The following is a 23,007-nucleotide window of genomic DNA, read 5'->3' on the forward strand; positions in this document are numbered from 1 at the left end:
GCTCCTTTTATAGCACACGTGGCCAAACCAGATTATGCCTGTGGCCACTGGATTTCCGCGGTGTGCTCTCCGGCAGACGACACCCGCCACCCGCACAGCGCTGTGTCCTCGTACGACTCGGAGAAAACCGCTCCGCTCAGCAGCACCCAGCGCCGGGAAGCGTCCTCTTGTTCCGCGCCTCGATGCTCCGCGCCGCCAGCAACTCGTCCGCCGGATAGCCCACTTCCTCCAGCGTGAGCCCGTGCGGCCGCACCACATGCACCGCCGAATCCCGCACGCCGGCCGCAAGCACCTTCGCCGGCCAGCCCGGCCCACGGTGGCCGTCGCCCACGAACAGCAGCGCACCGATCAGCGAGCGCACCATGTTGTGGCAGAAGGCATCCGCCCGCACGGTCGCCGTGATGATCCCGTCGGCGCCCCGCTCGAGCCGAAGCTCCTGAAGGGTGCGGATGGTCGTGGCGCCTTCCCTCTTCTTGCAGTACGCGGCGAAGTCGTGCTCGCCGAGCAGCTGGGCGGCCGCCTCGTTCATCGCCTCGACGTCCAACGCCCAGTCGTGCCACAGCACATGACCGCGCAGCAGCGGGTCGACGCCACCGGGGTGGTCGGTCACGCGATACGCGTAGCGCCGCCAGATCGCCGAGAAGCGCGCGTTGAATCCGCTGGGCGCCTCGGCCACCTTCCACACACGCACATCGTGCGGCAGCCGCCCGGCAAGCCGGCGCAGCAGCTTCTCCTGGTGCTCGGCCCACAGCTCGGCGGGCAGATCGACATGAGCCACCTGCCCGCGCGCGTGCACCCCGGCGTCGGTGCGCCCGGCGACGGTCAGCGGAAAGGTCACGCCCGAGCGCGTCACCGTACGCAGCGCGGACTCGATCTCGCCCTGCACGGTCCGGGTCGCCTGCCGGTCCTGCCTGGCCCAGCCCGAGAACTCCTTGCCGTCGTACGAAAGATCAAGACGCACCCGTACGAAACCGGGCTCCACCTCGTCGGCCACCGAAACCTGCCTCCCTGTCGAACATCAGTGATGTTCATCACGCAACTACCACACCGCGAACCGGCGTCTCCCGCCCCGTACGTCCGCAATGGGATCGCATACATCGGGGGAACGATGACCAAGTGGACCACGCCTGCCGCCGCCCTGCTCACCACCGGCATTCTCGCCCTGGGGCTCACCGCCTGTGGCGGCGGTGACGGCTCGGGCTCGAAGGCGAAGGACAAGGGCAAGTCCTCGGCGAGCAAGGAAAAGCTCACCAACAAAGCCGGGGCGGGCTCCGGTTCATCCGGCGGGGCCGCGGGATCCGGTCAGCCCAAGCCCATCCGCAAGGGGGACAGCGGCACCAAGGTGAAGTGCGTCCAGCGGGCCGTGAACATCTTCAACCGGCCGCAGATCCGCGTCGACGGCGATTTCGGCTCCGGCACCGCGAACGCCGTGAAGCTCTTCCAGGGGAACAACGGGCTGGGCAAGGACGGCGTCGTCGGCCCGAAGACAGGTCAGCGCATGGAGATGCTGGTGGAGAAGCGCAAGAGGGACAACATGCACGACCCCAAGGCCGTGAAGCGCTATGGCACCTGGCAGAACGACTGCAAGAGCCTCATCCCCAACTGACCGCCGCCGCTCCCTCGTACACGAAACGACACGAAGCAGGCCCGCATCCCCTCGCAGGGAATGCGGGCCTGCTTCGTCAAGCAGTGTCAGAACGCTCAGGCGTCCTTCGACTCCTCGGCAGCCTCGACCGGCTTGGCGTCCTCGTCGGACTCGGCCTCGACGGCCGCGTCCTTCTTGAGGGCGTCTTCCTTGACCGCACGCTTGGTGGCGGCCTCGGCCTCGTCGACGGTCGCCTTCTTGGCGATCTCGCCCTCGACCAGCTCGATCACGGCCATCGGCGCGTTGTCGCCGCGGCGGTTACCGATCTTGGTGATACGGGTGTAGCCACCCGGACGCTCGGTGTAGCGCGGAGCGATCTCGGTGAAGAGCGTGTGCACGATCCCCTTGTCGGTGATCGTCTGCAGCACCTGGCGACGGTTGTGGATGTCGCCCTTCTTCGCCTTGGTGATCAGACGCTCGGCGACCGGACGCAGGCGGCGGGCCTTGGCCTCGGTCGTCGTGATGCGGCCGTGCTCGAACAGCGACTTGGCGAGGTTCGCCAGCATGTGCCGCTCGTGCGCAGCGCTGCCGCCCAGACGGGCACCCTTGGCGGGCTTCGGCATGATGTTTCTCCTTGTGTGCTGCCCCGGCCGTATCAGGTACCGGAGTCAGTATCCGAGCAGGCGGCTGCCTGTCGGAGACCCGCGCCCCCAAAGGGGGCGCGGGGAACTGCGCGTCCAACCGAAGCCGGACCGCAGCAAGAATCAGACCGTCAGGCCCGAGCGATTCAGTACTGCTCGGTCTCGACGAACCCGGCGTCCGCGTCGTCGTCGGCGCCGAAGGCGTCGGCGGCAGCGGTCGGGTCGAACCCGGGGGGCGAGTCCTTGAGCGCAAGACCCATGCCCGCGAGCTTGGCCTTGACCTCGTCGATGGACTTCGCACCGAAGTTGCGGATGTCCAGGAGGTCCGCCTCGGAGCGCGCCACGAGCTCACCCACGGAGTGGATGCCCTCACGCTTGAGGCAGTTGTACGAACGAACGGTGAGCTCGAGCTCCTCGATCGGCAGCGCCAGGTCGGCGGCAAGGGCGGCGTCCGTCGGGGACGGGCCCATGTCGATGCCCTCGGCGTCGATGTTGAGCTCGCGCGCCAGACCGAACAGCTCGACCAGGGTCTTGCCGGCCGACGCCATGGCGTCACGCGGACGCATGGCCTGCTTGGTCTCGACGTCGACGATGAGCTTGTCGAAGTCGGTGCGCTGCTCGACTCGGGTCGCCTCGACCTTGTAGGTGACCTTGAGGACCGGCGAGTAGATGGAGTCGACCGGAATACGGCCGATCTCCTGGCCCACCTGCTTGTTCTGCACGGCGGAGACGTAGCCGCGACCGCGCTCGACGGTCAGCTCCATCTCCAGCTTGCCCTTGCCGTTCAGCGTGGCGAGCACCAGGTCGGGGTTGTGCACCTCGACACCGGCCGGCGGGGCGATGTCAGCAGCGGTGACCAGGCCGGGACCCTGCTTGCGCAGGTACATCACGACCGGCTCGTCGTGCTCCGAGGAGACGACCAGCTGCTTGATGTTCAGGATGAGGTCGGTGACGTCCTCCTTGACGCCCGGCACGGTGGTGAACTCGTGCAGGACACCGTCGATACGGATGGACGTGACAGCCGCACCCGGGATCGAGGAGAGGAGCGTACGACGCAGGGAGTTGCCGAGGGTGTAGCCGAAGCCCGGCTCCAGGGGCTCGATCACGAACCGGGAGCGGAACTCGTCGACGACCTCTTCGGTCAGCGAGGGGCGCTGAGCGATCAGCATGAAGTGATTCCTTCAGTCATGGACACCCACTATTTGATGTCCGACTCAAACCGCGCCGTGAAGGCACGGGCATTTCAAGGGTACGGGCGATACGGCCCCGAAGAGCCGTACCGCCCGAAAACCTCAGACCAAACGCAGTGCGTCAGACGCGACGGCGCTTGGGCGGACGGCAGCCGTTGTGCGGCGTGGGGGTGACGTCCTGGATCGAGCCGACCTCGAGGCCGGTGGCCTGGAGGGAGCGGATCGCGGTCTCACGGCCGGAGCCGGGACCCTTGACGAAGACGTCGACCTTGCGCATGCCGTGCTCCTGCGCGCGACGGGCAGCCGACTCGGCGGCCATCTGCGCGGCGAACGGCGTGGACTTGCGCGAGCCCTTGAAGCCGACGTGGCCGGCGGAGGCCCACGAGATCACGTTGCCGGTCGGGTCCGTGATGGACACGATCGTGTTGTTGAACGTGCTCTTGATGTGAGCGTGCCCGTGGGCGACGTTCTTCTTTTCCTTGCGGCGCACCTTCTTGGCAGCGCCCTGACGACCCTTGGGGGGCATCTATAACTCCTACGGGGAGGTGGTCGGTCCTACAGCGAAGACCGCTGATGAAGCGTTGTCCGCTGTGGACTACTTCTTGCCCGGCTTCTTCTTGCCGGCGATGGCGCGACGCGGGCCCTTGCGGGTACGGGCGTTCGTGCTGGTGCGCTGGCCGTGCACAGGCAGGCCGCGACGGTGACGAATGCCCTGGTAGCAGCCGATCTCGATCTTGCGGCGAATGTCGCCCTGGATCTCGCGGCGGAGGTCACCCTCGGTCTGAAGGTTGGCGTCCACGTACTCGCGGATCTTGACCAGCTCCTCCTCGGAGAGGTCGCGAACGCGGGTGTTCGGGTTGACGCCGGTCTCGGCCAGCGCCTTCTGGGACTGGGTGCGGCCGATACCGAAAACGTAGGTAAGGGCGACTTCCACACGCTTGTCGCGCGGGATGTCAACACCGGAAACGCGTGCCATTCAATGGCTCCAGTTGTCTTTCGGAGGTCTTCCCCAAGACCGCTCCCAGCCGCCGTCCTCTTCGTCGGTCGAAGAGTTGGTACGAACTGGGTCCCCGGCCTCCGACCGGGGGTGTCGCCCTCCATTACTGAAGAGGGACGGGCCTTGCGTATCTACTTAGCTGCTGAGCTATGCGTCGCTCAAAGATCTGCGGATGCAGACCTGCGTCAGCCCTGGCGCTGCTTGTGGCGCGGGTTGTCGCAGATGATCATGACTCGGCCGTGACGGCGAATCACCCTGCACTTGTCGCAGATCTTCTTGACGCTCGGCTTGACCTTCATTGGTGAGGTTCTCCGGGTCAGTGCCACCACCCCGCGGATGCGGGGCACAGGCAAGATCTACTTGTACCGGTAGACGATCCGGCCACGCGTCAGGTCGTACGGAGACAGCTCCACCACGACCCGGTCGTCAGGGAGGATGCGGATGTAGTGCATACGCATCTTGCCGCTGATGTGTGCCAGGACCTGGTGGCCGTTCTGGAGCTCCACCTTGAACATGGCGTTCGGGAGAGACTCGACGACAGTGCCTTCGATCTCGATGGCACCTTGCTTCTTGGCCACGCTTCGCCCTTCGAATCGACTACCTTGATCGGTCTCGTACGTGCAGCCTGCGGAATGCAGGCATACGGGTGCACGAGAGCCGACGAGTCAGTCTACGTCAGAGCACCCGGAAAGACGAATCCGAAAAGTGTGCCCCGACGGGACGATCGTTATGCACGCCGGCGCAAAGACCGCCCGTACCCCGCTCTAGCCCAGCGGATCGGGCGCCGCTGTGATACCCATCTCAGCGAGCTTGGCCTTGCCGCCATCAGGGGCGGTCAGCACCAGCGGCCCCTGCTCGGTGACGGCGACCGAGTGCTCCCAGTGCGAGGACCAGGTCCCGTCCGTGGTGATGACGGTCCAGTCGTCCTCGAGCACCTCGGTCCGCGCCGTACCCAGCGAGACCATCGGCTCGATCGCGAGGCAGAAGCCGGGCACCAGCTTCGGGCCGCGGCCGCGGCGGCGCTCCACGTAGTTCAGGAGGTGCGGCTCCATGTGCATCTGCGTACCGATGCCGTGGCCGCCGTAGTCCTCGATGATCCCGTACTTGCCGGTGGCCGGACGGGGCTGGCGGCGGATGTACGACTCGATCGCCTTGGAGACGTCCACCAGACGGTTGCCCTGCTTCATCGCCGCGATGCCGGCCCACATCGACTCCTCGGTCACCCGGGAGAGCTCGATCAGCTCGGGCGCGTGCCCGGAGCCCACAAAGGCGGTGTACGCGGCGTCGCCGTGCCAGCCGTCGATGATCGCGCCGCAGTCGATGGAGATGATGTCGCCGTCGTTGAGCACGACCTCGTCGCTCGGGATGCCGTGGACCACGACCTCGTTCTTCGAGGTGCAGATGGTCGCGGGGAAGCCCCCGTAGCCGAGGAAGTTGGACTTCGCGCCGTGCTCGTCGAGCACCTTGCGCGCGACCTCGTCGAGGTCCTTGGTGGTCGCGCCCGGCACCGCCGCCTCACGGGTGGCCTTGTGGATCGCGGCGACGACCAGTCCGGCCTCTCGCATCTTGGCGATCTGCTCGGGGGTCTTGATCTCCACCATGGCCCGCATCGCTCCGTATCTAAAGAAAAGACCTACTGACACAACACTACGGCCGCGGCACCCATCGGGGCACCGCGGCCGTAGTTCCAGCTCATTCGCCTCAGGCGTCGTCGCCCTTGCGCAGCGCCTCCATGGCGCGCTCCGTCACCTCGGCCACGCTGCCGAGCGCCGAGATCGTCACGACCAGGCCCTGGGCCCGGTAGTGGTCGATGATCGGCTCGGTCTCGCTGTGGTAGACCTCGAGGCGCCGGCGGACGGTCTCCTCGGTGTCGTCACCACGCTGGTACAGCTCGCCGCCGCAGACGTCGCAGACGCCCTCGGTCGCGGGCTGCTTGTACGAGACGTGGAACACGTGGCTCGAATCGTTACGGCAGATCCGGCGGCCCGCGATGCGCTTGACGACCTCGTCCTCCGGGACCTCGAGGTCCAGGACCGCGTCCAGCTCCTGTCCGTCCAGCTTCAGCGCGTCGTCCAGGGCCTCGGCCTGCGAGACGTTGCGCGGGAAGCCGTCGAGCAGGAACCCGTTCGCGGCGTCCGGCTGTGCCATACGGTCCTTGGCCATCCCGATGGTGACCTCGTCCGGCACCAAGTTGCCCGCGTCCATGTAGGACTTGGCCTTGAGGCCGAGCTCCGTGCCCTGGCTGATGTTGGCCCGGAAAAGGTCGCCCGTGGAGATGTGAGGGATCGACAGGTTCTGGGCGAGGAACGCGGCCTGCGTTCCCTTGCCCGCACCGGGCGGCCCGACGAGGACGATACGCATCAGCGGAGGAACCCTTCGTAATTACGCTGCTGGAGCTGGCTCTCGATCTGCTTCACGGTCTCCAGACCCACACCCACGATGATCAGGATGCTCGTCCCGCCGAACGGGAAGTTCTGGTTAGCTCCGAAGCCTGCCAACGCCGCTGTCGGCACGAGAGCGATCAGACCCAGATAGAGCGACCCGGGCCAAGTGATCCGGTTGAGCACGTAGCTCAGGTACTCGGCGGTGGGCCGGCCCGCCCGGATACCCGGGATGAAGCCACCATACTTCTTCATGTTGTCGGCGACTTCCTCGGGGTTGAACGAGATCGCCACGTAGAAGAAGGCGAAGAACACGATCAACACGAAGTAGGTGACCAGGTAGTACGGGTGGTCACCCTTGACGAAGTGCGCTTCGATCCACTGCGCCCAGCCGGCGGTGGAACCGCTGAACTGCGCGACGAGCGCCGGGATGTAGAGCAGCGACGAAGCGAAGATCACAGGGATGATGCCCGCCTGGTTCACCTTGAGCGGGATGTACGTCGACGTACCGCCGTAGGAACGGCGCCCGATCATGCGCTTCGCGTACTGCACCGGGATACGGCGCTGCGCCTGCTCGACGAACACGACCAGGCCGACCATGAAGAGGCCGACGAGGATGACCACGCCGAACTCGATCCAGCCGTCGGCCAGCGAGCCCTGCTCCTTGATGGCCCACAGCGCGCCGGGGAAGCCCGCGGCGATCGAGATGAACATCAGGATGGACATGCCGTTGCCGATGCCGCGGTCGGTGACGAGCTCACCGAGCCACATCACGACCGCCGTACCGGCCGTCATCGTCAGCACCATCGTGACGGTGGTGAAGATCGACTGGTCGGGCACGATCTCGCTGCCCACCGGGCAGCTGCTGAACAGCGCGCCGCTGCGGGCGGTGGCGACCAGACCGGTGCCCTGGAGCACGGCCAGCGCGACCGTCAGATAACGCGTGTACTGCGTGATCTTCGCCGTGCCGGACTGGCCCTCCTTCTTGAGGGCCTCGAGTCGGGGGATGACCACGGTCAGCAGCTGCAGAATGATGCTCGCCGTGATGTACGGCATGATGCCGAGCGCGAAGATCGTGATCTGCAGCAGCGCGCCACCACTGAACATGTTGACCAGACCGAAGATGCCACCCTTGGTGTCGGCCTGGTCGAGACAGATCTGCACGTTCTCGTACGACACCCCGGGGATCGGGATGTGGGCACCGAGCCGGTAGATGACGATGATGCCGAGCGTGAAGAGCAACTTCTTGCGCAGGTCGGGCGTCTTGAACGCCCGGGCGAACGCGGTGAGCACGGTGCCTCCTGCGACCCCCGCGCGCGTGCGCCAGAGGTGACGGTCTTGAGGTTCGACGAATAGTAAGCAATAGGCAACAACGCGCGGATTCCCGGCTGCTGTGAAGCAGCAGACAGACCGCGCGGAAGTTAGCAGTGCACGCCACCTTACCGGCGACCATGCCCCCCTAGGAACGACCAACCGGGGATGCCCCTTTTGTGGGGCATCCCCGGTGGGATCGATCAAGTCATCGAGACTCTGCCTGAGGAAATCAGACGAGCTCGGTGACGGAGCCGCCGGCGGCGGCAATCTTCTCCTTGGCGGAGCCGGAGACGGCGTCGACCGTCACCTGCAGCGCCACGGAGATCTCGCCCTGGCCCAGGACCTTGACGAGGCTGTTCTTGCGCACGGCACCCTTGTTGACCAGGTCCTCGACCGTGACCTCGCCACCCTCGGGGTAGAGCGAAGCCAGCTTGTCCAGGTTCACGACCTGGAACTCGGTCTTGAACGGGTTCTTGAAGCCCTTGAGCTTCGGGAGACGCATGTGGAGGGGCATCTGGCCACCCTCGAAGCGCTCCGGAACCTGGTAACGGGCCTTGGTGCCCTTGGTACCACGACCGGCCGTCTTACCCTTCGACGCCTCACCACGACCCACACGGGTCTTGGCGGTCTTGGCGCCGGGAGCCGGACGGAGGTTGTGGATCTTCAGCGGGTTGTTCTCCGCCATGTCAGACCTCCTCAACCGTCACGAGGTGGCGGACGGTGTGCACCATGCCGCGGAACTCGGGGCGGTCCTCCTTGACGACCTGCGTGTTGATGCCCTTGAGACCAAGGGAGCGCAGGGTGTCACGGTGGTTCTGCTTGCTGCCGATGTACGACTTCACCTGCGTGATCTTGAGCTGTGCCATTACGCACCAGCCCCGGCACGCGCACGGAGCAGAGCCGCGGGGGCGACGTCCTCGAGGGGCAGGCCACGGCGAGCCGCGACTTCCTCGGGACGCTGCAGGCCCTTGAGGGCCGCCACGGTCGCGTGCACGATGTTGATCGCGTTGTCGGAGCCCAGGGACTTCGACAGGATGTCGTGAATACCGGCGCACTCGAGCACGGCGCGAACCGGGCCACCGGCGATAACACCGGTACCGGGGGAAGCAGGCTTGAGCAGGACGACGCCCGCAGCCTTCTCGCCCTGGATCGGGTGCGGGATGGTGCCCTGGATACGGGGGACCTTGAAGAAGTGCTTCTTGGCCTCCTCAACACCCTTGGCGATGGCGGCCGGCACCTCCTTGGCCTTGCCGTAACCGACACCCACGGTGCCGTCACCGTCGCCCACTACGACGAGCGCAGTGAAGCTGAAGCGACGACCACCCTTCACAACCTTGGCGACGCGGTTGATCGCGACAACGCGCTCAACGTACGCGGTCTTCTCGGCGGCAGCAGCGCCACCGTCGCGACCCTTCCGGTCCCGCCGCTCGCCGCCACCGGCACCGCCACTGCGGCGCTGGGGTCCAGCCATTGGAATTACCTCTCTCTGTTTCCGCTAGCTACGGAACCAGGACTCAGAACTTGAGTCCGGCCTCGCGGGCGGCGTCCGCCAGGGCGGCGATGCGCCCGGCGTACTGGTTACCACCACGGTCGAATACGACAGCCTCGACACCGGCGGCCTTGGCGCGCTCGGCGACCAGGGCGCCGACCTGCTTGGCCTGAGCCGACTTGTCGCCCTCGCCACCGCGGATCGTCGTGTCCAGGGTGGACGCCGACGCCAGGGTGTGACCCTTAACGTCGTCGATCACCTGGGCGATGATGTTGCGGTTGGAGCGCGTCACGACGAGACGCGGACGCTCAGCCGTACCCGAGATGTGCTTACGGATCCGGATGTGACGACGCTTGATGGCAGCACGCTTGTAAGCGTCGCCCTTAGCAATCTTGACACCGTATGCCATGGCTTACTTACCCGCCTTTCCGACCTTGCGGCGAATGACTTCGCCCTCGTACTTGACGCCCTTGGCCTTGTACGGGTCGGGCTTGCGCAGCTTGCGGATGTTGGCCGCAACCTCGCCGACCTTCTGCTTGTCGATGCCCTCGACCGAGAACTTCGTCGGCGACTCGACCTTGAAGGAGATGCCCTCGGGCGCCTCGATCAGGATCGGGTGGCTGTAGCCGAGCGAGAACTCCAGGTTGGAGCCCTTCGCCAGGACGCGGTAACCGACACCGCTGATTTCGAGCTTCTTCACGTAACCCGTGGTCACGCCGGTGATCATGTTCGCCACCAGCGTGCGGGACAGGCCGTGCAGGGCCTTGTTCTGACGCTCGTCGTTCGGGCGGGTGACGTTCAGAACGCCGTCCTCGCCCTTAGCGATCTCGATCGGCGCCACGACGGTGTGGGTCAGGGTGCCCTTGGAACCCTTGACCGTGACCGTCTGGCCGTCGATGGTGACGTCCACGCCGGCGGGAACCGTGATGGGGAGCTTGCCAATACGCGACATAGCTTCTTCCGATTCCTTTCCGCTACCAGACGTAGGCGAGAACTTCTCCGCCTACGCCCTTCTTGCCGGCCTGCTTGTCGGTCAGGAGACCGTGCGACGTGGAGATGATCGCCACGCCGAGGCCACCCAGAACCTTGGGCAGGTTGGTGGACTTCGCGTAAACCCGGAGACCGGGCTTGGAGATCCGCTTGATGCCCGCGATGGAGCGCTCACGGTTCGGGCCGAACTTCAGCTCGAGAACGAGGTTCTTGCCGACTTCGGCGTCCTCGGTCTTCCAGCCGGTGATGTAGCCCTCCTGCTGGAGGATCTCCGCGATGTGGGACTTGATCTTGCTGTGCGGCATCGACACCGAGTCGTGGTACGCCGAGTTCGCATTGCGCAGACGCGTCAGCATGTCTGCGATCGGATCAGTCATGGTCATGAATTGGCCTTCGGCCTCTCTCGCCGGGGTTTCCTGTATGCGCCATCCCTCTCCCCACACAGAGGCGGGACGGGTGCGGCACGGGGACCTACGGCGTAGTAAGTCGTTTCAGGGCGGCAGGCGCCCAACCCCACAAGCCTACGGCATGCGGAGGAGGGCCCTGCCGACCAGAGTGCTTACCGAGAGCGCCTGGAAATCCCGAAGATTCGGGGTTTACCAGGAGCTCTTGGTCACGCCCGGCAGCTCGCCACGGTGAGCCATCTCACGAAGGCACACGCGGCACAGGCCGAACTTGCGGTACACGGAGTGCGGGCGGCCACAACGCTGGCAGCGGGTGTAGGCACGCACACCGAACTTGGGCTTACGAGCAGCCTTGGCAATAAGAGCCTTCTTCGCCATCTCGCTTACGCCTCCTTGAACGGGAAGCCGAGGTGACGAAGGAGCGCGCGGCCCTCAGCGTCGTTGGTCGCCGTGGTGACCACGGTGATGTCCATACCCCGGACGCGGTCGATCTTGTCCTGGTCGATCTCGTGGAACATGACCTGCTCGGTGAGACCGAAGGTGTAGTTGCCACGGCCGTCGAACTGCTTGGGGGACAGACCACGGAAGTCGCGGATGCGCGGCAGCGCGAGCGACAGGGTGCGGTCCAGGAACTCCCACATGCGGTCGCCACGAAGCGTGACGTGGGCACCGATCGGCTGACCCTCGCGCAGCTTGAACTGCGCGATGGACTTGCGGGCCTTGGTGATGGCCGGCTTCTGACCGGTGATCGTCGTCAGGTCACGGACGGCACCGTCCATGAGCTTCGAGTCACGGGCGGCGTCGCCGACACCCATGTTGACCACGATCTTGACGAGACCGGGAACCTGCATGACGTTCTCGTACGAGAACTCCTCACGCAGCTTGCCCGCGATCTCCTCGCGGTACTTCGTCTTGAGACGCGGAGTCGTGGTGGTAGCCATCAGATGTCCTCACCCGTCCGCTTGGCAACGCGAACCTTGTTGCCCTCGTCGTCGAAGCGGTAACCGACGCGCGTCACGACCTTGTTGCCGTCCTTCTCAACGACCAGCTGGACGTTGGAGACGTGGATCGGCGCCTCGGTGGTGATGATGCCGCCGGCCTGCGAACCGCTGGCGGTCGGACCGGCCTTGGTGTGCTTCTTGACCCGGTTGACACCCTCGACCAGAACGCGGTCCTCGCGGGGGTAGGCCGCGATGACCTTGCCCTGCTTGCCCTTGTCCTTACCGGTGATGACCTGAACCAGGTCGCCCTTCTTGATCTTCATGCTTACAGCACCTCCGGCGCGAGCGAGATGATCTTCATGAACTTCTTCTCGCGCAGCTCACGGCCCACCGGGCCGAAAATACGGGTGCCACGAGGGTCGCCGTCGTTCTTGAGAATGACAGCGGCGTTCTCGTCGAAGCGGATGTACGAGCCGTCCTGGCGGCGGCGCTCCTTGACGGTGCGAACGATGACCGCCTTGATGACGTCACCCTTCTTCACATTGCCGCCGGGGATCGCGTCCTTGACGGTGGCGACGATGACGTCGCCGATGCCCGCGTAGCGGCGACCCGAGCCACCGAGAACACGGATGCAAAGGATTTCCTTCGCACCAGTGTTGTCGGCGACCTTGAGTCGCGACTCCTGCTGGATCACGTCTATCTCCTGATCGTCTGCCGGTTCCCGGCAGGGGCTTCACCTCTTACGAGGAGTGGGCCCCTGCCGAGCCTGGCGGAACTGTCCTGCGGAGTTGCCCGCAGGAATTACTTGGCCTGTCGAAAGAGAAGCAGCGCGGGGGCGCGAGGCCCCCGCGGGACTACTTCGCCTTCTCGAGGATCTCGACGACGCGCCAGCGCTTGGTCGCCGACAGCGGACGCGTCTCCATGAGGAGGACACGGTCGCCGACGCCGGCAGCGTTCTGCTCGTCGTGCGCCTTGAGCTTGTTCGTACGGCGGATGACCTTGCCGTACAGCGCGTGCTTGACGCGGTCCTCGACGGCGACGACGACGGTCTTGTCCATCTTGTCGCTGACGACGAGACCCTCGCGGGTCTTGCGGAAGCCGCGGGCGGCAGTCTCTTCAGTCACAGTCTTCTCGCTCATCAGGCGCTCTCCACCGTCTCGATGCCCAGCTCACGCTCGCGCATCAGGGTGTAGATCCGCGCGATGTCCTTACGGACCGCCTTGAGACGGCCATGGTTCTCGAGCTGGCCGGTCGCCGCCTGGAAGCGGAGATTGAACAGCTCTTCCTTGGCCTCGCGAAGCTTGTTGACAAGCTCCTCGTTGCCCAGCTCGCGGAGCTCGGACGCCTTGGTACCGGTCGACATCACGCTTCACCTGCCTCGCGCTTGACGATCTTGCACTTCATCGGCAGCTTGTGAGCCGCACGAGTCAGCGCCTCACGCGCGATCTTCTCGTTGGGGTACGACAGCTCGAACATCACGCGTCCGGGCTTGACGTTGGCGACCCACCACTCCGGCGAACCCTTACCGGAACCCATGCGGGTCTCGGCAGGCTTCTTGGTGAGGGGGCGGTCCGGGTAAATGTTGATCCAGACCTTGCCGCCACGCTTGATGTGACGCGTCATGGCGATACGAGCGGCCTCGATCTGACGGTTCGTCACGTACGCCGGCGTGAGCGCCTGGATGCCGTACTCGCCGAACGCAACCTGCGTGCCACCCTTGGACATACCGCTGCGCTTCGGGTGGTGCTGCTTGCGGTGCTTGACCCTACGGGGGATCAGCATTTCGGTCAGGCCTCCGTTCCGGTGCTCTCAGCCGGAGCAGCGGCGGGCGCCTCGGCCTTGGGGGCCTCGGCGGCCGGAGCCGACTGCTGCGGCTTGCGGCCGCGGCCGCCACGCTCGCCACCACGGCCACCACGGCCGGCGGGACGGTCGGCGCCACCACGGGCCGGGCGGTTACCCGCACGGGCCGCAGCGTTCTCGGCGCGGACCTCGGCGATGTTCTTGACGTCGCCCTTGTAGATCCAGACCTTGACGCCAATGCGACCGAAGGTCGTCTTGGCCTCGAAGAAGCCGTAGTCCACGTTCGCGCGGAGCGTGTGCAGCGGCACACGACCCTCGCGGTAGAACTCCGAACGGCTCATCTCGGCGCCGCCGAGACGGCCGCCACACTGGATCTTGATGCCCTTGGCGCCGGCCTTCATGGCGGACTGCATGCTCTTGCGCATGGCCCGACGGAAGGAGACGCGGGAGGACAGCTGCTCGGCAACGGCCTGGGCAACCAGCTGGGCATCGGTCTCGGGGTTCTTGACCTCGAGGATGTTCAGCTGGACCTGCTTGCCCGTGAGCTTCTCGAGGTCACCGCGGATGCGGTCGGCCTCGGCGCCACGGCGGCCGATGACGATGCCCGGGCGGGCGGTGTGGATGTCCACGCGGACACGGTCACGGGTGCGCTCGATCTCAACCTTCGAGATGCCGGCGCGCTCCATGCCGGACGTCATCATCCGACGGATGGCGACGTCTTCCTTGACGTAGTCCTTGTACAGCTTGTCGGCGTACCAACGCGACTTGAAGTCGGTGGTGATGCCGAGCCGGAACCCGTGCGGGTTTACCTTCTGGCCCATTACCGGGTTCCTTCCTTGCTGCTGACGACCACGGTGATGTGGCTGGTCCGCTTACGGATCCGGTAGGCACGGCCCTGAGCACGCGGACGGAACCGCTTCAGGGTCGGGCCCTCATCCACGAACGCCTCGCTGATGAACAGCGAAGAGGCGTCACTGTGGTCGTAGTTGTGCGCGGCGTTGGCGATGGCGCTGTCGAGCACCTTGCCAACGGGAACCGAGGCTGCCTGCGGAGCGAATCGCAGGACGGCCTGGGCCTCCGTGGCGTCCATGCCACGGATGAGGTCCACCACGCGGCGGGCCTTCATGGGCGTGACGCGGATGTACCGCGCCTGGGCCCTGGCTTCCATGGTTGTCCCTTCAGTTTCTTACGTGTCTGAATGCGATCCGCTACTAGCGGCGCTTCGACTTCCGGTCGTCCTTGACGTGGCCCCGGAAGGTGCGCGTCGGCGAGAACTCGCCGAGCTTGTGGCCGACCATCGACTCGGTGACGAACACCGGGATGTGGGTCTTGCCGTTGTGCACCGCAAGCGTGTGGCCGAGCATGGCCGGCACGATCATGGAGCGACGGGACCAGGTCTTGATGACGTTCTTGGTGCCGGCTTCGTTCTGGGCGTCCACCTTCTTGATGAGGTGGTCGTCGACGAAGGGCCCCTTCTTCAGGCTACGAGGCATCTCAACCCGTCCTTAGCGCTTCTTGTTCGTCTTGCGGCGGCGGACGATGTACTTGTTCGACGCCTTCTTGGGCGAACGAGTACGGCCTTCCTTCTGACCCCAAGGCGAGACCGGGTGACGTCCACCGGAGGTCTTGCCTTCACCACCACCGTGGGGGTGGTCAACCGGGTTCATGACGACACCGCGCACGGTCGGGCGAACGCCCTTCCAGCGCATACGGCCGGCCTTACCCCAGTTGATGTTGCTCTGCTCGGCGTTGCCGACCTCGCCGACCGTCGCGCGGCAGCGCGCGTCGACCAGGCGGATCTCGCCGGAGGGCATACGAAGGTGGGCCATCGTGCCCTCCTTCGCCAGGAGCTGCACCGAGGCACCCGCGGAGCGGGCGAACTTGGCGCCGCCACCGGGACGGAGCTCGATGGCGTGGATCGTCGTACCCACGGGGATGTTGCGCAGCGCGAGGTTGTTGCCCGGCTTGATGTCGGCGCCAGGGCCGTTCTCAATCCGGTCGCCCTGCTGCAGACCGCGCGGCGCGATGATGTAGCGCTTCTCGCCGTCGGCGTAGTGCAGCAGCGCGATACGCGCGGTGCGGTTGGGGTCGTACTCGATGTGCGCGACCTTCGCCGGCACGCCGTCCTTGTCGTGACGACGGAAGTCGATCACTCGGTAGGCGCGCTTGTGGCCACCGCCCTGGTGGCGGACGGTCACACGACCGGTGTTGTTACGGCCGCCCTTGCTGTGCAGCGGGCGGACCAGCGACTTCTCCGGCGTGGACCGCGTGATCTCGACGAAGTCGGCGACGCTGGAGCCGCGACGGCCCGGCGTAGTCGGCTTGTACTTGCGGATTCCCATTTCTCAGTCCTCGTCCGATATTCGGACCAGGGCACTCCGTTAGGAGGCCTGGCCGAAGATGTCGATACGGTCGCCCTCAGCGAGGGTCACGATGGCGCGCTTGGTGTCGGCACGCTTGCCGAAACCGGTGCGCGTACGCTTCCGCTTGCCCTGACGGTTGATCGTGTTGACCCCGGTGACCTTGACCCCGAAGACCGCTTCCACGGCCTGCTTGATCTGCGTCTTGTTGGAGCCGGGCGCGACGATGAACGTGTACTTGTTCTCGTCGAGCAGCGCATAGCTCTTCTCCGAGACGACCGGCTTGACGAGGATGTCGCGCGGGTCCGAGAAGGTCTTGCTGGTGATCGTGGCCTCAGACATCAGGCCTCGCTCCCTTCGGTGTCAGCCTTGGGGCCGGCGACGAAGGAGTCGAAGGCGGCCTTGGTGAAGACCACGTCGTCCGAAACGAGCACGTCGTACGTGTTCAGCTGGCCCGGCTCCAGGATGTGGACCTGGGGCAGGTTGCGAGCGGACAGCAGAGCGACCTCGTCCTCGCGGGTGATGACCAGGAGCACGTTCTTGCGCTCGCTGACCTTGCCCAGGAGGGTCTTGGCGGCCTTGGTGCTGATCTCGCCCTCAACCACGCCGGACACGACGTGGATGCGGTTGTTGCGGGCCCGGTCGGTGAGGGCGTGGCGCAGGGCCGCGGCCTTCATCTTCTTCGGGGTCCGCTGCGAGTAGTCACGCGGGGTGGGGCCGTGAACGACGCCACCGCCGGCGAACTGCGGCGCACGGGTCGAACCCTGACGGGCGCGGCCGGTGCCCTTCTGGCGGTACGGCTTGCGGCCACCACCACGGACTTCGCCGCGGGTCTTGACCTTGTGCGTGCCCTGGCGGGCAGCGGCCAGCTGAGCGACAACGACCTGGTGGATCAGCGGAATGCTGATCTTCTCGACGTCGAAGATCTCCGAGGGGAGCTCGACGGTCCCGGCCTTGTCGCCTGCCGGCGAAAGGATGTCAATGGTGCTCATCGGTTCCTCAAACCCCCTTGGCCGCAGTGCGGACCAGGACGAGGCCACCGTTCGGACCAGGAACTGCGCCCTTGATCAGGAGCAGGCCCTTCTCCGCGTCAACGGCGTGAACGGTCAGGTTCTGGGTGGTGACCCGCTCGTTGCCCATGCGACCCGCCATGCGCATGCCCTTGAAGACACGGCCGGGGGTGGCACAGCCACCGATGGATCCGGGCTTGCGGTGGATGCGCTTGGCACCGTGGGAAGCCTTGCCACCCTTGAAGTTGTGGCGCTTCATGACACCGGCGAAGCCCTTGCCCTTGCTCTTGCCGGTCACGTCGACCTTCACGCCGGACTCGAAGGTCTCAGCGGTGAGCTCCTGGCCGAGGGTGTACTCGGAAGCGTCCGGAGTACGGATCTCGACGAGGTGGCGGCGGGGGGTCACGTCGGCCTTGGCGAAGTGGCCCTTGAGGGGCTTGTTCACCTTGCGCGGGTCGATCTCGCCGAAGGCGATCTGGACCGACTCGTAGCCGTCGGAGTCATTCGTACGGACCTGGGTCACGACGCAGGGGCCGGCCTTGACGACGGTGACCGGAACAACACGGTTGTTCTCGTCCCACACCTGCGTCATGCCGAGCTTCTCGCCCAGGATGCCCTTGATCTGCTTGGTCATCTAGATCAACCGCCCTTAGAGCTTGATCTCGATGTCGACACCGGCCGGAAGGTCGAGTCGCATCAGAGAGTCAACGGTCTTGGGGGTCGGGTCGAGGATGTCGATGAGGCGCTTGTGCGTGCGCATCTCGAAGTGCTCGCGAGAGTCCTTGTACTTGTGCGGCGACTTGATGACGCAGTACACGTTCTTCTCGGTGGGGAGCGGCACCGGGCCTGCGACCGACGCACCAGTACGGGTCACCGTCTCGACGATCTTCTTCGCCGAGGAGTCGATGACCTCGTGGTCGTAGGCCTTGAGCCGGATGCGGATCTTCTGTCCCGCCATGGCTACTCAGTAGTCCTGTCTCTAGTAAACGCTCTGGAACCCGGGGGCTCTCTTGACTCTTTCTCCGACCCACGCGGTCGGGCGTGTCGCAACCTCACTGACACAGATTTCCCGAAGGATTTCCCTGCTAGGGGGTTGCGGCCGCAAGGACCGCGGAGATGGGGAAGGAACACCCACCGGACGCCTGGCCGAGGAACCGCACCGCACTTCCCGAAAGATTCCCGTACGTCCGCCCCAGCGCTGCCCGAGGGCAGTTAAGGCGACGAGTACTGTGGGACTCGCTTCCGGTCCTCCCGGCGGGAGGCGCGCAGCATCGGCACTCAACCGAGCAACCTGGACAGTGTGCCATACGGGTTGCATCCGGCGCCAATCGAGCCGAGAAGCGTACCCCTGGAAGCCCTCTTGTCAAACCCGGTCGCGTATCCCCGTAGCGGCGAATTCCCTGCTCGCACAAGGGAATCCACCGAAATCAGGCCGAAGCCCCCGCACACCCAGAAGGTGTACGGGGGCTTCGGTTCGAGCTGGAAGCTCAGGTACCGCGAGTCAACAATTACTTGTTGATCTTGGTGACCTGGCCGGCGCCCACGGTCCGGCCACCCTCACGGATGGCGAACTTGAGGCCCTCTTCCATGGCGATGGGCTGGATGAGCTCGACCGACATCTCGGTGTTGTCACCCGGCATGACCATCTCGGTGCCCTCGGGGAGGGTCACGACGCCGGTCACGTCCGTCGTACGGAAGTAGAACTGCGGGCGGTAGTTGTTGAAGAACGGGGTGTGACGGCCACCCTCGTCCTTCGACAGGATGTAGGCCTGGGCCTCGAACTCGGTGTGCGGCGTGACCGAACCGGGCTTGATGATGACCTGGCCGCGCTCGACGTCCTCGCGCTTGATGCCACGGAGGAGCAGACCGACGTTCTCACCGGCCTGGCCCTCGTCGAGCAGCTTGCGGAACATCTCGATGCCCGTGACCGTGGTCGTGGTCTTCTCGGTCTTGATACCGATGATGTCCACGGTCTCGTTGACCTTGAGGATGCCTCGCTCGATACGACCGGTGACGACGGTGCCACGACCGGTGATCGTGAAGACGTCCTCGATCGGCATCAGGAACGGCTTGTCGACGTCACGCTCGGGCTGCGGGATCGACTCGTCGACGGCCTTCATCAGGTCGAGGACGGACTTGCCCCACTCGGCGTCGCCCTCGAGCGCCTTGAGCGCCGAGACCTTGACGACCGGAACGTCGTCGCCCGGGAACTCGTACTCGGAGAGCAGCTCACGGACCTCGAGCTCGACGAGCTCCAGGATCTCCTCGTCGTCCACCATGTCGGCCTTGTTCAGGGCGACGACGATGTACGGAACGCCGACCTGGCGGGCCAGGAGCACGTGCTCCTTGGTCTGCGGCATCGGGCCGTCGGTGGCGGCGACCACGAGGATGGCGCCGTCCATCTGGGCGGCACCCGTGATCATGTTCTTGATGTAGTCCGCGTGACCGGGGCAGTCGACGTGGGCGTAGTGACGGGTCTCCGTCTGGTACTCGACGTGCGCGATCGAGATCGTGATACCGCGCTGGCGCTCCTCAGGAGCCTTGTCGATCTGGTCGAAGGCCGAGGCCTCGTTCAGGTCGGGGTACGCGTCGTGCAGCACCTTGGTAATGGCGGCCGTGAGGGTCGTCTTACCGTGGTCAATGTGACCGATGGTGCCGATGTTGACGTGCGGCTTAGTCCGCTCGAACTTCGCCTTCGCCACTGGGTCCTCCTGTGGAGTGGTTCTGGTACGCCTTACTCATCGGCGCCAGGTGATCTTTGCTGGGATGCCAGCCGCCGGGGTCGCTCTCCCTGCGGGGTCGAAACCCCGGCGGATGGTGTCAAGCCTAAAGCGTGAAACCGTGTGGGTTATTCGCCCTTGGCCTTCGCGATGATCTCCTCGGCGACGTTCCTGGGAACCTCGGCGTAGGAGTCGAACTGCATCGAGTAGCTTGCGCGACCCGAGGTCTTGCTGCGGAGGTCTCCGACGTAGCCGAACATCTCCGAAAGCGGCACGAGGCCCTTCACGACGCGAGCGCCGCTGCGCTCCTCCATGGCCTGGATCTGGCCACGGCGGGAGTTGATGTCACCGATGACTTCACCCATGTAGTCCTCGGGCGTGGTGACCTCGACGGACATCATCGGCTCGAGCAGCACGGGGCTGGCCTTGCGCGCGGCCTCCTTGAACGCCTGCGAACCGGCGATCTTGAAGGCGAGCTCGGAGGAGTCGACCTCGTGGAAGCCACCGTCGAGAAGAATGACGCGAACGCCCGTCATCTCGTAACCGGCCAGGATGCCGAACTGCATGGCCTCCTGCGCGCCGGCGTCCACCGACGGGATGTACTCCCGCGGGATACGGCCACCGGTGACCTTGTTCACGAACTCGTACGAGGCGTCGCCGCCCTCGATGGGCTCGATCGCGATCTGCACCTTGGCGAACTGACCGGTACCACCGGTCTGCTTCTTGTGGGTGTAGTCATGACGCTCGACGGCCTTACGGATCGTCTCGCGGTACGCGACCTGCGGCTTGCCGACGTTCGCCTCGACCTTGAACTCGCGACGCATACGGTCGACGAGGACGTCGAGGTGAAGCTCGCCCATACCACCGATGATGGTCTGGCCGGTCTCCTCGTCCGAGTGGACCTGGAAGGAGGGGTCCTCCTCCGCGAGACGCTGGATGGCTACACCCAGCTTCTCCTGGTCACCCTTGGACTTGGGCTCGATGGCGACCTGGATGACCGGCGCCGGGAAGTCCATGGACTCCAGGATCACCGGCTGCTTCTCGTCGCACAGCGTCTCACCGGTGGTGGTCTGCTTGAGGCCCATGACGGCGACGATGTCACCGGCGCCCACCGACTCGATCTCCTCACGCTTGTTCGCGTGCATACGGTAGATCTTGCCGATGCGCTCCTTCTTGCCCTTCACGGAGTTCAGCACCGCGGTGCCGGCGTTCAGGCGACCGGAGTAGATCCGGATGAAGGTGAGCTTGCCGAGGTGCGGGTCGCTCGCGATCTTGAACGCGAGGGCCGCGAGCGGCTCCTCGTCGTTCGGCTTGCGCTTCACGACGACCTCGGCGTCCTTGACGTCGTGGCCCTCGATGGCCTCGACGTCCAGGGGGGAGGGCAGGTACCGCACAACAGCGTCGAGCAGGGGCTGAACGCCCTTGTTCTTGAACGCGGTTCCGCAGAACACGGGGGTGACGGTGGTGTCGCCACCCTTGCCCGACGCGATGGTGATACGACGGATCGCGGCGTACAGCTGCTCCACCGAAGGCTCCTGGCCCTCGAGGTACAGCTCCATGATCTCTTCGTCGTTCTCGGCGACGGTCTCGAGCAGCTTGCCGCGCCACTCGTCGGCAGCCTCGGTGTGCGTGGCCGGGATGTCGACGGTGTCGTAGGCCTCGCCCTTGGCGGCCTCGGCCGACCAGACGTACGCCTTCATCGTGACGAGGTCGACGACACCCTGGAAGTCGGCCTCGGCACCGATGGGCAGCTGCATCACGATCGGGGTGGCGCCGAGGCGGTCCACGATCATGTCGACGCAGCGGTGGAACTCGGCACCGGTGCGGTCGAGCTTGTTGACGAAGCAGATACGCGGAACGCCGTAGCGGTCCGCCTGACGCCAGACAGTCTCGGACTGCGGCTCGACGCCGGCCACACCGTCGAACACGGTCACGGCGCCATCGAGCACACGCAGGGAGCGCTCCACCTCAACGGTGAAGTCGACGTGCCCAGGGGTGTCGATGATGTTGATCGTGTGGTCGACGTTGTCGAGCGGCCAGTGACAGGTGGTGGCAGCAGACGTGATCGTGATGCCACGCTCCTGCTCCTGCTCCATCCAGTCCATCGTGGCGGCGCCGTCGTGGACCTCACCGATCTTGTACGAAACGCCGGTGTAGAACAGGATCCGCTCGGTGGTGGTCGTCTTGCCCGCGTCGATGTGCGCCATGATGCCGATGTTGCGCACCTTGGCAAGGTCAAGCGAAGTGGTAGCCATATCGGCTCAGTCTTCTCTCGGTCTCGATGTGGGTTGCGACTACCAGCGGTAGTGCGCGAAGGCCTTGTTGGACTCGGCCATCTTGTGCGTGTCCTCGCGCTTCTTCACAGCGGCACCGAGGCCGTTGGAGGCGTCGAGGAGCTCGTTGAGGAGACGCTCGGTCATGGTCTTCTCACGACGGGCACGCGAGTAACCGACGAGCCAGCGCAGCGCCAGGGTGTTGGCACGGCCGGGCTTGACCTCAATCGGCACCTGGTAGGTCGCGCCACCGACACGGCGGGACTTGACCTCGAGGGTCGGCTTGATGTTCTCGAGCGCGCGCTTCAGCGTGATGACCGGGTCGTTGCCGGTCTTCTCACGCAGACCCTCCATGGCGCCGTAAACGATGCGCTCGGCGGTGGAGCGCTTGCCGTTCAGCAGAACCTTGTTGATGAGGGAGGTCACCAGAGGAGAACCGTAGACCGGGTCAATGATGACCGGGCGCTTCGGGGCGGGGCCCTTACGAGGCATTCTTACTTCTCCTTCTTGGCGCCGTAGCGGCTGCGAGCCTGCTTACGGTTCTTGACGCCCTGCGTGTCCAGGGAACCGCGGATGATCTTGTAGCGAACACCCGGCAGGTCCTTCACACGGCCACCGCGCACGAGCACGATGGAGTGCTCCTGCAGGTTGTGGCCCTCACCCGGGATGTAAGCGGTGACCTCGATGCCGGAGGTCAGGCGAACACGCGCGACCTTCCGCAGCGCCGAGTTCGGCTTCTTCGGGGTGGTGGTGAAGACACGCGTGCAGACGCCGCGACGCTGGGGCGAACCCTCGAGCGCGGGCGTCTTGTTCTTCTCGACCTTGTCCTGCCGGCCCTTACGGACCAGCTGCTGGATCGTAGGCACTACTTCTCCGGTTTCTGTGTGCCGTCATAAAGCTAACCTGGAACTT

At 65.3% G+C, this 23,007-nt stretch carries 36 protein-coding genes; 1 reads left to right on the forward strand and 35 read right to left on the reverse strand.

The window, feature by feature from the left end; genetic code table 11:
• Window positions 1–136: 136 nt before the first annotated feature.
• Window positions 137–994, reverse strand: a complete 858-nt coding sequence (truA, locus tag ABT367_RS29385; RefSeq protein WP_352256312.1) for a tRNA pseudouridine(38-40) synthase TruA — start codon at window positions 992–994, stop codon at window positions 137–139.
• A gap of 114 nt (window positions 995–1,108) precedes the next feature.
• Here truA and ABT367_RS29390 point away from each other — a divergent pair, with 114 nt between their 5' ends.
• Window positions 1,109–1,606, forward strand: a complete 498-nt coding sequence (locus tag ABT367_RS29390) for a peptidoglycan-binding domain-containing protein (protein ID WP_352256313.1) — start codon at window positions 1,109–1,111, stop codon at window positions 1,604–1,606.
• Between the two features lie 95 nt (window positions 1,607–1,701).
• On the opposite strand, the gene rplQ is transcribed toward ABT367_RS29390, so the two are convergent.
• The 34 genes from rplQ to rpsL form a co-directional block, all read right to left on the reverse strand.
• Window positions 1,702–2,208: a 50S ribosomal protein L17 gene (gene rplQ / locus ABT367_RS29395; protein WP_352256314.1), complete on the reverse strand. Its 507-nt coding sequence runs from the start codon at window positions 2,206–2,208 to the stop codon at window positions 1,702–1,704.
• Window positions 2,209–2,372: 164 nt separating this feature from the next.
• Window positions 2,373–3,395: a DNA-directed RNA polymerase subunit alpha gene (locus ABT367_RS29400; protein ID WP_003966937.1), complete on the reverse strand. Its 1,023-nt coding sequence runs from the start codon at window positions 3,393–3,395 to the stop codon at window positions 2,373–2,375.
• A gap of 142 nt (window positions 3,396–3,537) precedes the next feature.
• A complete protein-coding gene (gene rpsK / locus ABT367_RS29405) occupies window positions 3,538–3,942 on the reverse strand; it encodes a 30S ribosomal protein S11 (RefSeq protein WP_003948617.1) in 405 nt (134 codons plus the stop codon).
• Between the two features lie 69 nt (window positions 3,943–4,011).
• Window positions 4,012–4,392, reverse strand: coding sequence for a 30S ribosomal protein S13 (rpsM, locus tag ABT367_RS29410; protein WP_165332368.1), 381 nt, complete (start codon window positions 4,390–4,392; stop codon window positions 4,012–4,014).
• 206 nt (window positions 4,393–4,598) lie between these two features.
• Window positions 4,599–4,712 (reverse strand): 50S ribosomal protein L36, encoded by a 114-nt coding sequence (rpmJ, locus tag ABT367_RS29415; protein WP_003948619.1) that lies wholly within the window; start codon window positions 4,710–4,712, stop codon window positions 4,599–4,601.
• Window positions 4,713–4,769: 57 nt separating this feature from the next.
• A complete protein-coding gene (gene infA, locus ABT367_RS29420; protein WP_003948620.1) occupies window positions 4,770–4,991 on the reverse strand; it encodes a translation initiation factor IF-1 in 222 nt (73 codons plus the stop codon).
• 186 nt (window positions 4,992–5,177) lie between these two features.
• A complete protein-coding gene (gene map, locus ABT367_RS29425) occupies window positions 5,178–6,014 on the reverse strand; it encodes a type I methionyl aminopeptidase (RefSeq protein ID WP_352256315.1) in 837 nt (278 codons plus the stop codon).
• Between the two features lie 100 nt (window positions 6,015–6,114).
• Window positions 6,115–6,774, reverse strand: a complete 660-nt coding sequence (locus tag ABT367_RS29430) for an adenylate kinase (protein WP_352256316.1) — start codon at window positions 6,772–6,774, stop codon at window positions 6,115–6,117.
• Entirely contained in the window at window positions 6,774–8,087 is a 1,314-nt protein-coding gene (secY, locus tag ABT367_RS29435; RefSeq protein WP_352256317.1) for a preprotein translocase subunit SecY, read from the reverse strand. The genes ABT367_RS29430 and secY overlap by 1 nt, the downstream gene beginning before the upstream one ends.
• A gap of 250 nt (window positions 8,088–8,337) precedes the next feature.
• Window positions 8,338–8,793: a 50S ribosomal protein L15 gene (gene rplO / locus ABT367_RS29440; protein WP_352256318.1), complete on the reverse strand. Its 456-nt coding sequence runs from the start codon at window positions 8,791–8,793 to the stop codon at window positions 8,338–8,340.
• Window position 8,794: 1 nt separating this feature from the next.
• Entirely contained in the window at window positions 8,795–8,974 is a 180-nt protein-coding gene (gene rpmD / locus ABT367_RS29445) for a 50S ribosomal protein L30 (RefSeq protein WP_052580766.1), read from the reverse strand.
• The gene (gene rpsE, locus ABT367_RS29450) at window positions 8,974–9,579 is read right to left on the reverse strand and encodes a 30S ribosomal protein S5 (RefSeq protein ID WP_052580769.1); all 606 of its coding nucleotides are present in this window, start codon (window positions 9,577–9,579) and stop codon (window positions 8,974–8,976) included. Before rpsE ends, rpmD begins: the two co-directional genes overlap by 1 nt.
• Before the next feature lie 43 nt (window positions 9,580–9,622).
• Window positions 9,623–10,006 carry a 50S ribosomal protein L18 gene (gene rplR / locus ABT367_RS29455; protein ID WP_327354082.1) on the reverse strand — a complete coding sequence of 128 codons (384 nt, stop codon included), beginning with the start codon at window positions 10,004–10,006 and terminating at the stop codon, window positions 9,623–9,625.
• A 3-nt stretch (window positions 10,007–10,009) separates the two neighbouring features.
• Window positions 10,010–10,549: a 50S ribosomal protein L6 gene (gene rplF, locus ABT367_RS29460; protein ID WP_165332363.1), complete on the reverse strand. Its 540-nt coding sequence runs from the start codon at window positions 10,547–10,549 to the stop codon at window positions 10,010–10,012.
• Window positions 10,550–10,571: 22 nt separating this feature from the next.
• Entirely contained in the window at window positions 10,572–10,970 is a 399-nt protein-coding gene (gene rpsH / locus ABT367_RS29465) for a 30S ribosomal protein S8 (RefSeq protein ID WP_093613762.1), read from the reverse strand.
• A gap of 213 nt (window positions 10,971–11,183) precedes the next feature.
• The gene (locus tag ABT367_RS29470) at window positions 11,184–11,369 is read right to left on the reverse strand and encodes a type Z 30S ribosomal protein S14 (RefSeq protein WP_003956452.1); all 186 of its coding nucleotides are present in this window, start codon (window positions 11,367–11,369) and stop codon (window positions 11,184–11,186) included.
• Between the two features lie 5 nt (window positions 11,370–11,374).
• Window positions 11,375–11,932, reverse strand: coding sequence for a 50S ribosomal protein L5 (rplE, locus tag ABT367_RS29475; protein ID WP_060901493.1), 558 nt, complete (start codon window positions 11,930–11,932; stop codon window positions 11,375–11,377).
• Complete coding sequence (gene rplX / locus ABT367_RS29480) at window positions 11,932–12,255, reverse strand: 50S ribosomal protein L24 (protein WP_352256319.1); 324 nt, start codon at window positions 12,253–12,255, stop codon at window positions 11,932–11,934. Before rplX ends, rplE begins: the two co-directional genes overlap by 1 nt.
• Before the next feature lie 2 nt (window positions 12,256–12,257).
• Window positions 12,258–12,626 (reverse strand): 50S ribosomal protein L14, encoded by a 369-nt coding sequence (gene rplN, locus ABT367_RS29485; RefSeq protein ID WP_165332360.1) that lies wholly within the window; start codon window positions 12,624–12,626, stop codon window positions 12,258–12,260.
• A gap of 160 nt (window positions 12,627–12,786) precedes the next feature.
• Window positions 12,787–13,071 (reverse strand): 30S ribosomal protein S17, encoded by a 285-nt coding sequence (rpsQ, locus tag ABT367_RS29490; protein WP_111663851.1) that lies wholly within the window; start codon window positions 13,069–13,071, stop codon window positions 12,787–12,789.
• Window positions 13,071–13,295, reverse strand: a complete 225-nt coding sequence (gene rpmC, locus ABT367_RS29495; RefSeq protein ID WP_003956457.1) for a 50S ribosomal protein L29 — start codon at window positions 13,293–13,295, stop codon at window positions 13,071–13,073. Before rpmC ends, rpsQ begins: the two co-directional genes overlap by 1 nt.
• Window positions 13,295–13,714 carry a 50S ribosomal protein L16 gene (gene rplP / locus ABT367_RS29500; protein WP_059424836.1) on the reverse strand — a complete coding sequence of 140 codons (420 nt, stop codon included), beginning with the start codon at window positions 13,712–13,714 and terminating at the stop codon, window positions 13,295–13,297. The genes rpmC and rplP overlap by 1 nt, the downstream gene beginning before the upstream one ends.
• A 5-nt stretch (window positions 13,715–13,719) precedes the next feature.
• Window positions 13,720–14,553, reverse strand: coding sequence for a 30S ribosomal protein S3 (rpsC, locus tag ABT367_RS29505; protein WP_187819707.1), 834 nt, complete (start codon window positions 14,551–14,553; stop codon window positions 13,720–13,722).
• A complete protein-coding gene (gene rplV, locus ABT367_RS29510) occupies window positions 14,553–14,900 on the reverse strand; it encodes a 50S ribosomal protein L22 (RefSeq protein ID WP_135332555.1) in 348 nt (115 codons plus the stop codon). The genes rpsC and rplV overlap by 1 nt, the downstream gene beginning before the upstream one ends.
• 43 nt (window positions 14,901–14,943) lie before the next feature.
• Window positions 14,944–15,225: a 30S ribosomal protein S19 gene (rpsS, locus tag ABT367_RS29515; protein ID WP_003992359.1), complete on the reverse strand. Its 282-nt coding sequence runs from the start codon at window positions 15,223–15,225 to the stop codon at window positions 14,944–14,946.
• Window positions 15,226–15,237: 12 nt separating this feature from the next.
• On the reverse strand, window positions 15,238–16,074 hold the full coding sequence (gene rplB, locus ABT367_RS29520) for a 50S ribosomal protein L2 (RefSeq protein WP_165332356.1): 837 nt from the start codon (window positions 16,072–16,074) through the stop codon (window positions 15,238–15,240).
• A 39-nt stretch (window positions 16,075–16,113) separates the two neighbouring features.
• Window positions 16,114–16,434: a 50S ribosomal protein L23 gene (rplW, locus tag ABT367_RS29525; RefSeq protein WP_165332355.1), complete on the reverse strand. Its 321-nt coding sequence runs from the start codon at window positions 16,432–16,434 to the stop codon at window positions 16,114–16,116.
• Window positions 16,434–17,084: a 50S ribosomal protein L4 gene (gene rplD, locus ABT367_RS29530; protein WP_352256320.1), complete on the reverse strand. Its 651-nt coding sequence runs from the start codon at window positions 17,082–17,084 to the stop codon at window positions 16,434–16,436. The genes rplW and rplD overlap by 1 nt, the downstream gene beginning before the upstream one ends.
• 7 nt (window positions 17,085–17,091) lie before the next feature.
• The gene (gene rplC / locus ABT367_RS29535) at window positions 17,092–17,736 is read right to left on the reverse strand and encodes a 50S ribosomal protein L3 (RefSeq protein ID WP_352256321.1); all 645 of its coding nucleotides are present in this window, start codon (window positions 17,734–17,736) and stop codon (window positions 17,092–17,094) included.
• Between the two features lie 15 nt (window positions 17,737–17,751).
• The gene (gene rpsJ, locus ABT367_RS29540; RefSeq protein WP_003948644.1) at window positions 17,752–18,060 is read right to left on the reverse strand and encodes a 30S ribosomal protein S10; all 309 of its coding nucleotides are present in this window, start codon (window positions 18,058–18,060) and stop codon (window positions 17,752–17,754) included.
• A 550-nt stretch (window positions 18,061–18,610) separates the two neighbouring features.
• Window positions 18,611–19,804, reverse strand: a complete 1,194-nt coding sequence (tuf, locus tag ABT367_RS29545; RefSeq protein WP_352256322.1) for an elongation factor Tu — start codon at window positions 19,802–19,804, stop codon at window positions 18,611–18,613.
• A 146-nt stretch (window positions 19,805–19,950) separates the two neighbouring features.
• Entirely contained in the window at window positions 19,951–22,077 is a 2,127-nt protein-coding gene (fusA, locus tag ABT367_RS29550) for an elongation factor G (protein ID WP_165332351.1), read from the reverse strand.
• A gap of 39 nt (window positions 22,078–22,116) precedes the next feature.
• On the reverse strand, window positions 22,117–22,587 hold the full coding sequence (gene rpsG / locus ABT367_RS29555) for a 30S ribosomal protein S7 (RefSeq protein ID WP_003974303.1): 471 nt from the start codon (window positions 22,585–22,587) through the stop codon (window positions 22,117–22,119).
• A gap of 2 nt (window positions 22,588–22,589) precedes the next feature.
• Window positions 22,590–22,961 carry a 30S ribosomal protein S12 gene (rpsL, locus tag ABT367_RS29560; protein ID WP_003948652.1) on the reverse strand — a complete coding sequence of 124 codons (372 nt, stop codon included), beginning with the start codon at window positions 22,959–22,961 and terminating at the stop codon, window positions 22,590–22,592.
• Window positions 22,962–23,007: the final 46 nt, after the last annotated feature.

The organism is Streptomyces mesophilus (assembly GCF_040300965.1).
Classification (GTDB): domain Bacteria; phylum Actinomycetota; class Actinomycetes; order Streptomycetales; family Streptomycetaceae; genus Streptomyces; species Streptomyces mesophilus_A.

Coding starts and splice junctions, on each gene's coding strand:
- ABT367_RS29390 (WP_352256313.1), top strand. CDS start 1,109: ATGACCAAGTGGACCACGCCTGCCGCCGCCCTGCTCACCACCGGCATT.
- rplQ (WP_352256314.1), bottom strand. CDS start 2,208: ATGCCGAAGCCCGCCAAGGGTGCCCGTCTGGGCGGCAGCGCTGCGCAC.
- ABT367_RS29400 (WP_003966937.1), bottom strand. CDS start 3,395: ATGCTGATCGCTCAGCGCCCCTCGCTGACCGAAGAGGTCGTCGACGAG.
- rpsK (WP_003948617.1), bottom strand. CDS start 3,942: ATGCCCCCCAAGGGTCGTCAGGGCGCTGCCAAGAAGGTGCGCCGCAAG.
- rpsM (WP_165332368.1), bottom strand. CDS start 4,392: ATGGCACGCGTTTCCGGTGTTGACATCCCGCGCGACAAGCGTGTGGAA.
- rpmJ (WP_003948619.1), bottom strand. CDS start 4,712: ATGAAGGTCAAGCCGAGCGTCAAGAAGATCTGCGACAAGTGCAGGGTG.
- map (WP_352256315.1), bottom strand. CDS start 6,014: ATGGTGGAGATCAAGACCCCCGAGCAGATCGCCAAGATGCGAGAGGCC.
- ABT367_RS29430 (WP_352256316.1), bottom strand. CDS start 6,774: ATGCGTATCGTCCTCGTCGGGCCGCCCGGTGCGGGCAAGGGAACGCAG.
- rplO (WP_352256318.1), bottom strand. CDS start 8,793: ATGGCGGAGAACAACCCGCTGAAGATCCACAACCTCCGTCCGGCTCCC.
- rpmD (WP_052580766.1), bottom strand. CDS start 8,974: ATGGCACAGCTCAAGATCACGCAGGTGAAGTCGTACATCGGCAGCAAG.
- rpsE (WP_052580769.1), bottom strand. CDS start 9,579: ATGGCTGGACCCCAGCGCCGCAGTGGCGGTGCCGGTGGCGGCGAGCGG.
- rplR (WP_327354082.1), bottom strand. CDS start 10,006: ATGGCATACGGTGTCAAGATTGCTAAGGGCGACGCTTACAAGCGTGCT.
- rplF (WP_165332363.1), bottom strand. CDS start 10,549: ATGTCGCGTATTGGCAAGCTCCCCATCACGGTTCCCGCCGGCGTGGAC.
- rpsH (WP_093613762.1), bottom strand. CDS start 10,970: ATGACCATGACTGATCCGATCGCAGACATGCTGACGCGTCTGCGCAAT.
- ABT367_RS29470 (WP_003956452.1), bottom strand. CDS start 11,369: ATGGCGAAGAAGGCTCTTATTGCCAAGGCTGCTCGTAAGCCCAAGTTC.
- rplE (WP_060901493.1), bottom strand. CDS start 11,932: ATGGCTACCACCACGACTCCGCGTCTCAAGACGAAGTACCGCGAGGAG.
- rplX (WP_352256319.1), bottom strand. CDS start 12,255: ATGAAGATCAAGAAGGGCGACCTGGTTCAGGTCATCACCGGTAAGGAC.
- rpsQ (WP_111663851.1), bottom strand. CDS start 13,071: ATGAGCGAGAAGACTGTGACTGAAGAGACTGCCGCCCGCGGCTTCCGC.
- rpmC (WP_003956457.1), bottom strand. CDS start 13,295: ATGTCGACCGGTACCAAGGCGTCCGAGCTCCGCGAGCTGGGCAACGAG.
- rplP (WP_059424836.1), bottom strand. CDS start 13,714: ATGCTGATCCCCCGTAGGGTCAAGCACCGCAAGCAGCACCACCCGAAG.
- rpsC (WP_187819707.1), bottom strand. CDS start 14,553: ATGGGCCAGAAGGTAAACCCGCACGGGTTCCGGCTCGGCATCACCACC.
- rplV (WP_135332555.1), bottom strand. CDS start 14,900: ATGGAAGCCAGGGCCCAGGCGCGGTACATCCGCGTCACGCCCATGAAG.
- rpsS (WP_003992359.1), bottom strand. CDS start 15,225: ATGCCTCGTAGCCTGAAGAAGGGGCCCTTCGTCGACGACCACCTCATC.
- rplB (WP_165332356.1), bottom strand. CDS start 16,074: ATGGGAATCCGCAAGTACAAGCCGACTACGCCGGGCCGTCGCGGCTCC.
- rplW (WP_165332355.1), bottom strand. CDS start 16,434: ATGTCTGAGGCCACGATCACCAGCAAGACCTTCTCGGACCCGCGCGAC.
- rplD (WP_352256320.1), bottom strand. CDS start 17,084: ATGAGCACCATTGACATCCTTTCGCCGGCAGGCGACAAGGCCGGGACC.
- rplC (WP_352256321.1), bottom strand. CDS start 17,736: ATGACCAAGCAGATCAAGGGCATCCTGGGCGAGAAGCTCGGCATGACG.
- rpsJ (WP_003948644.1), bottom strand. CDS start 18,060: ATGGCGGGACAGAAGATCCGCATCCGGCTCAAGGCCTACGACCACGAG.
- fusA (WP_165332351.1), bottom strand. CDS start 22,077: ATGGCTACCACTTCGCTTGACCTTGCCAAGGTGCGCAACATCGGCATC.
- rpsG (WP_003974303.1), bottom strand. CDS start 22,587: ATGCCTCGTAAGGGCCCCGCCCCGAAGCGCCCGGTCATCATTGACCCG.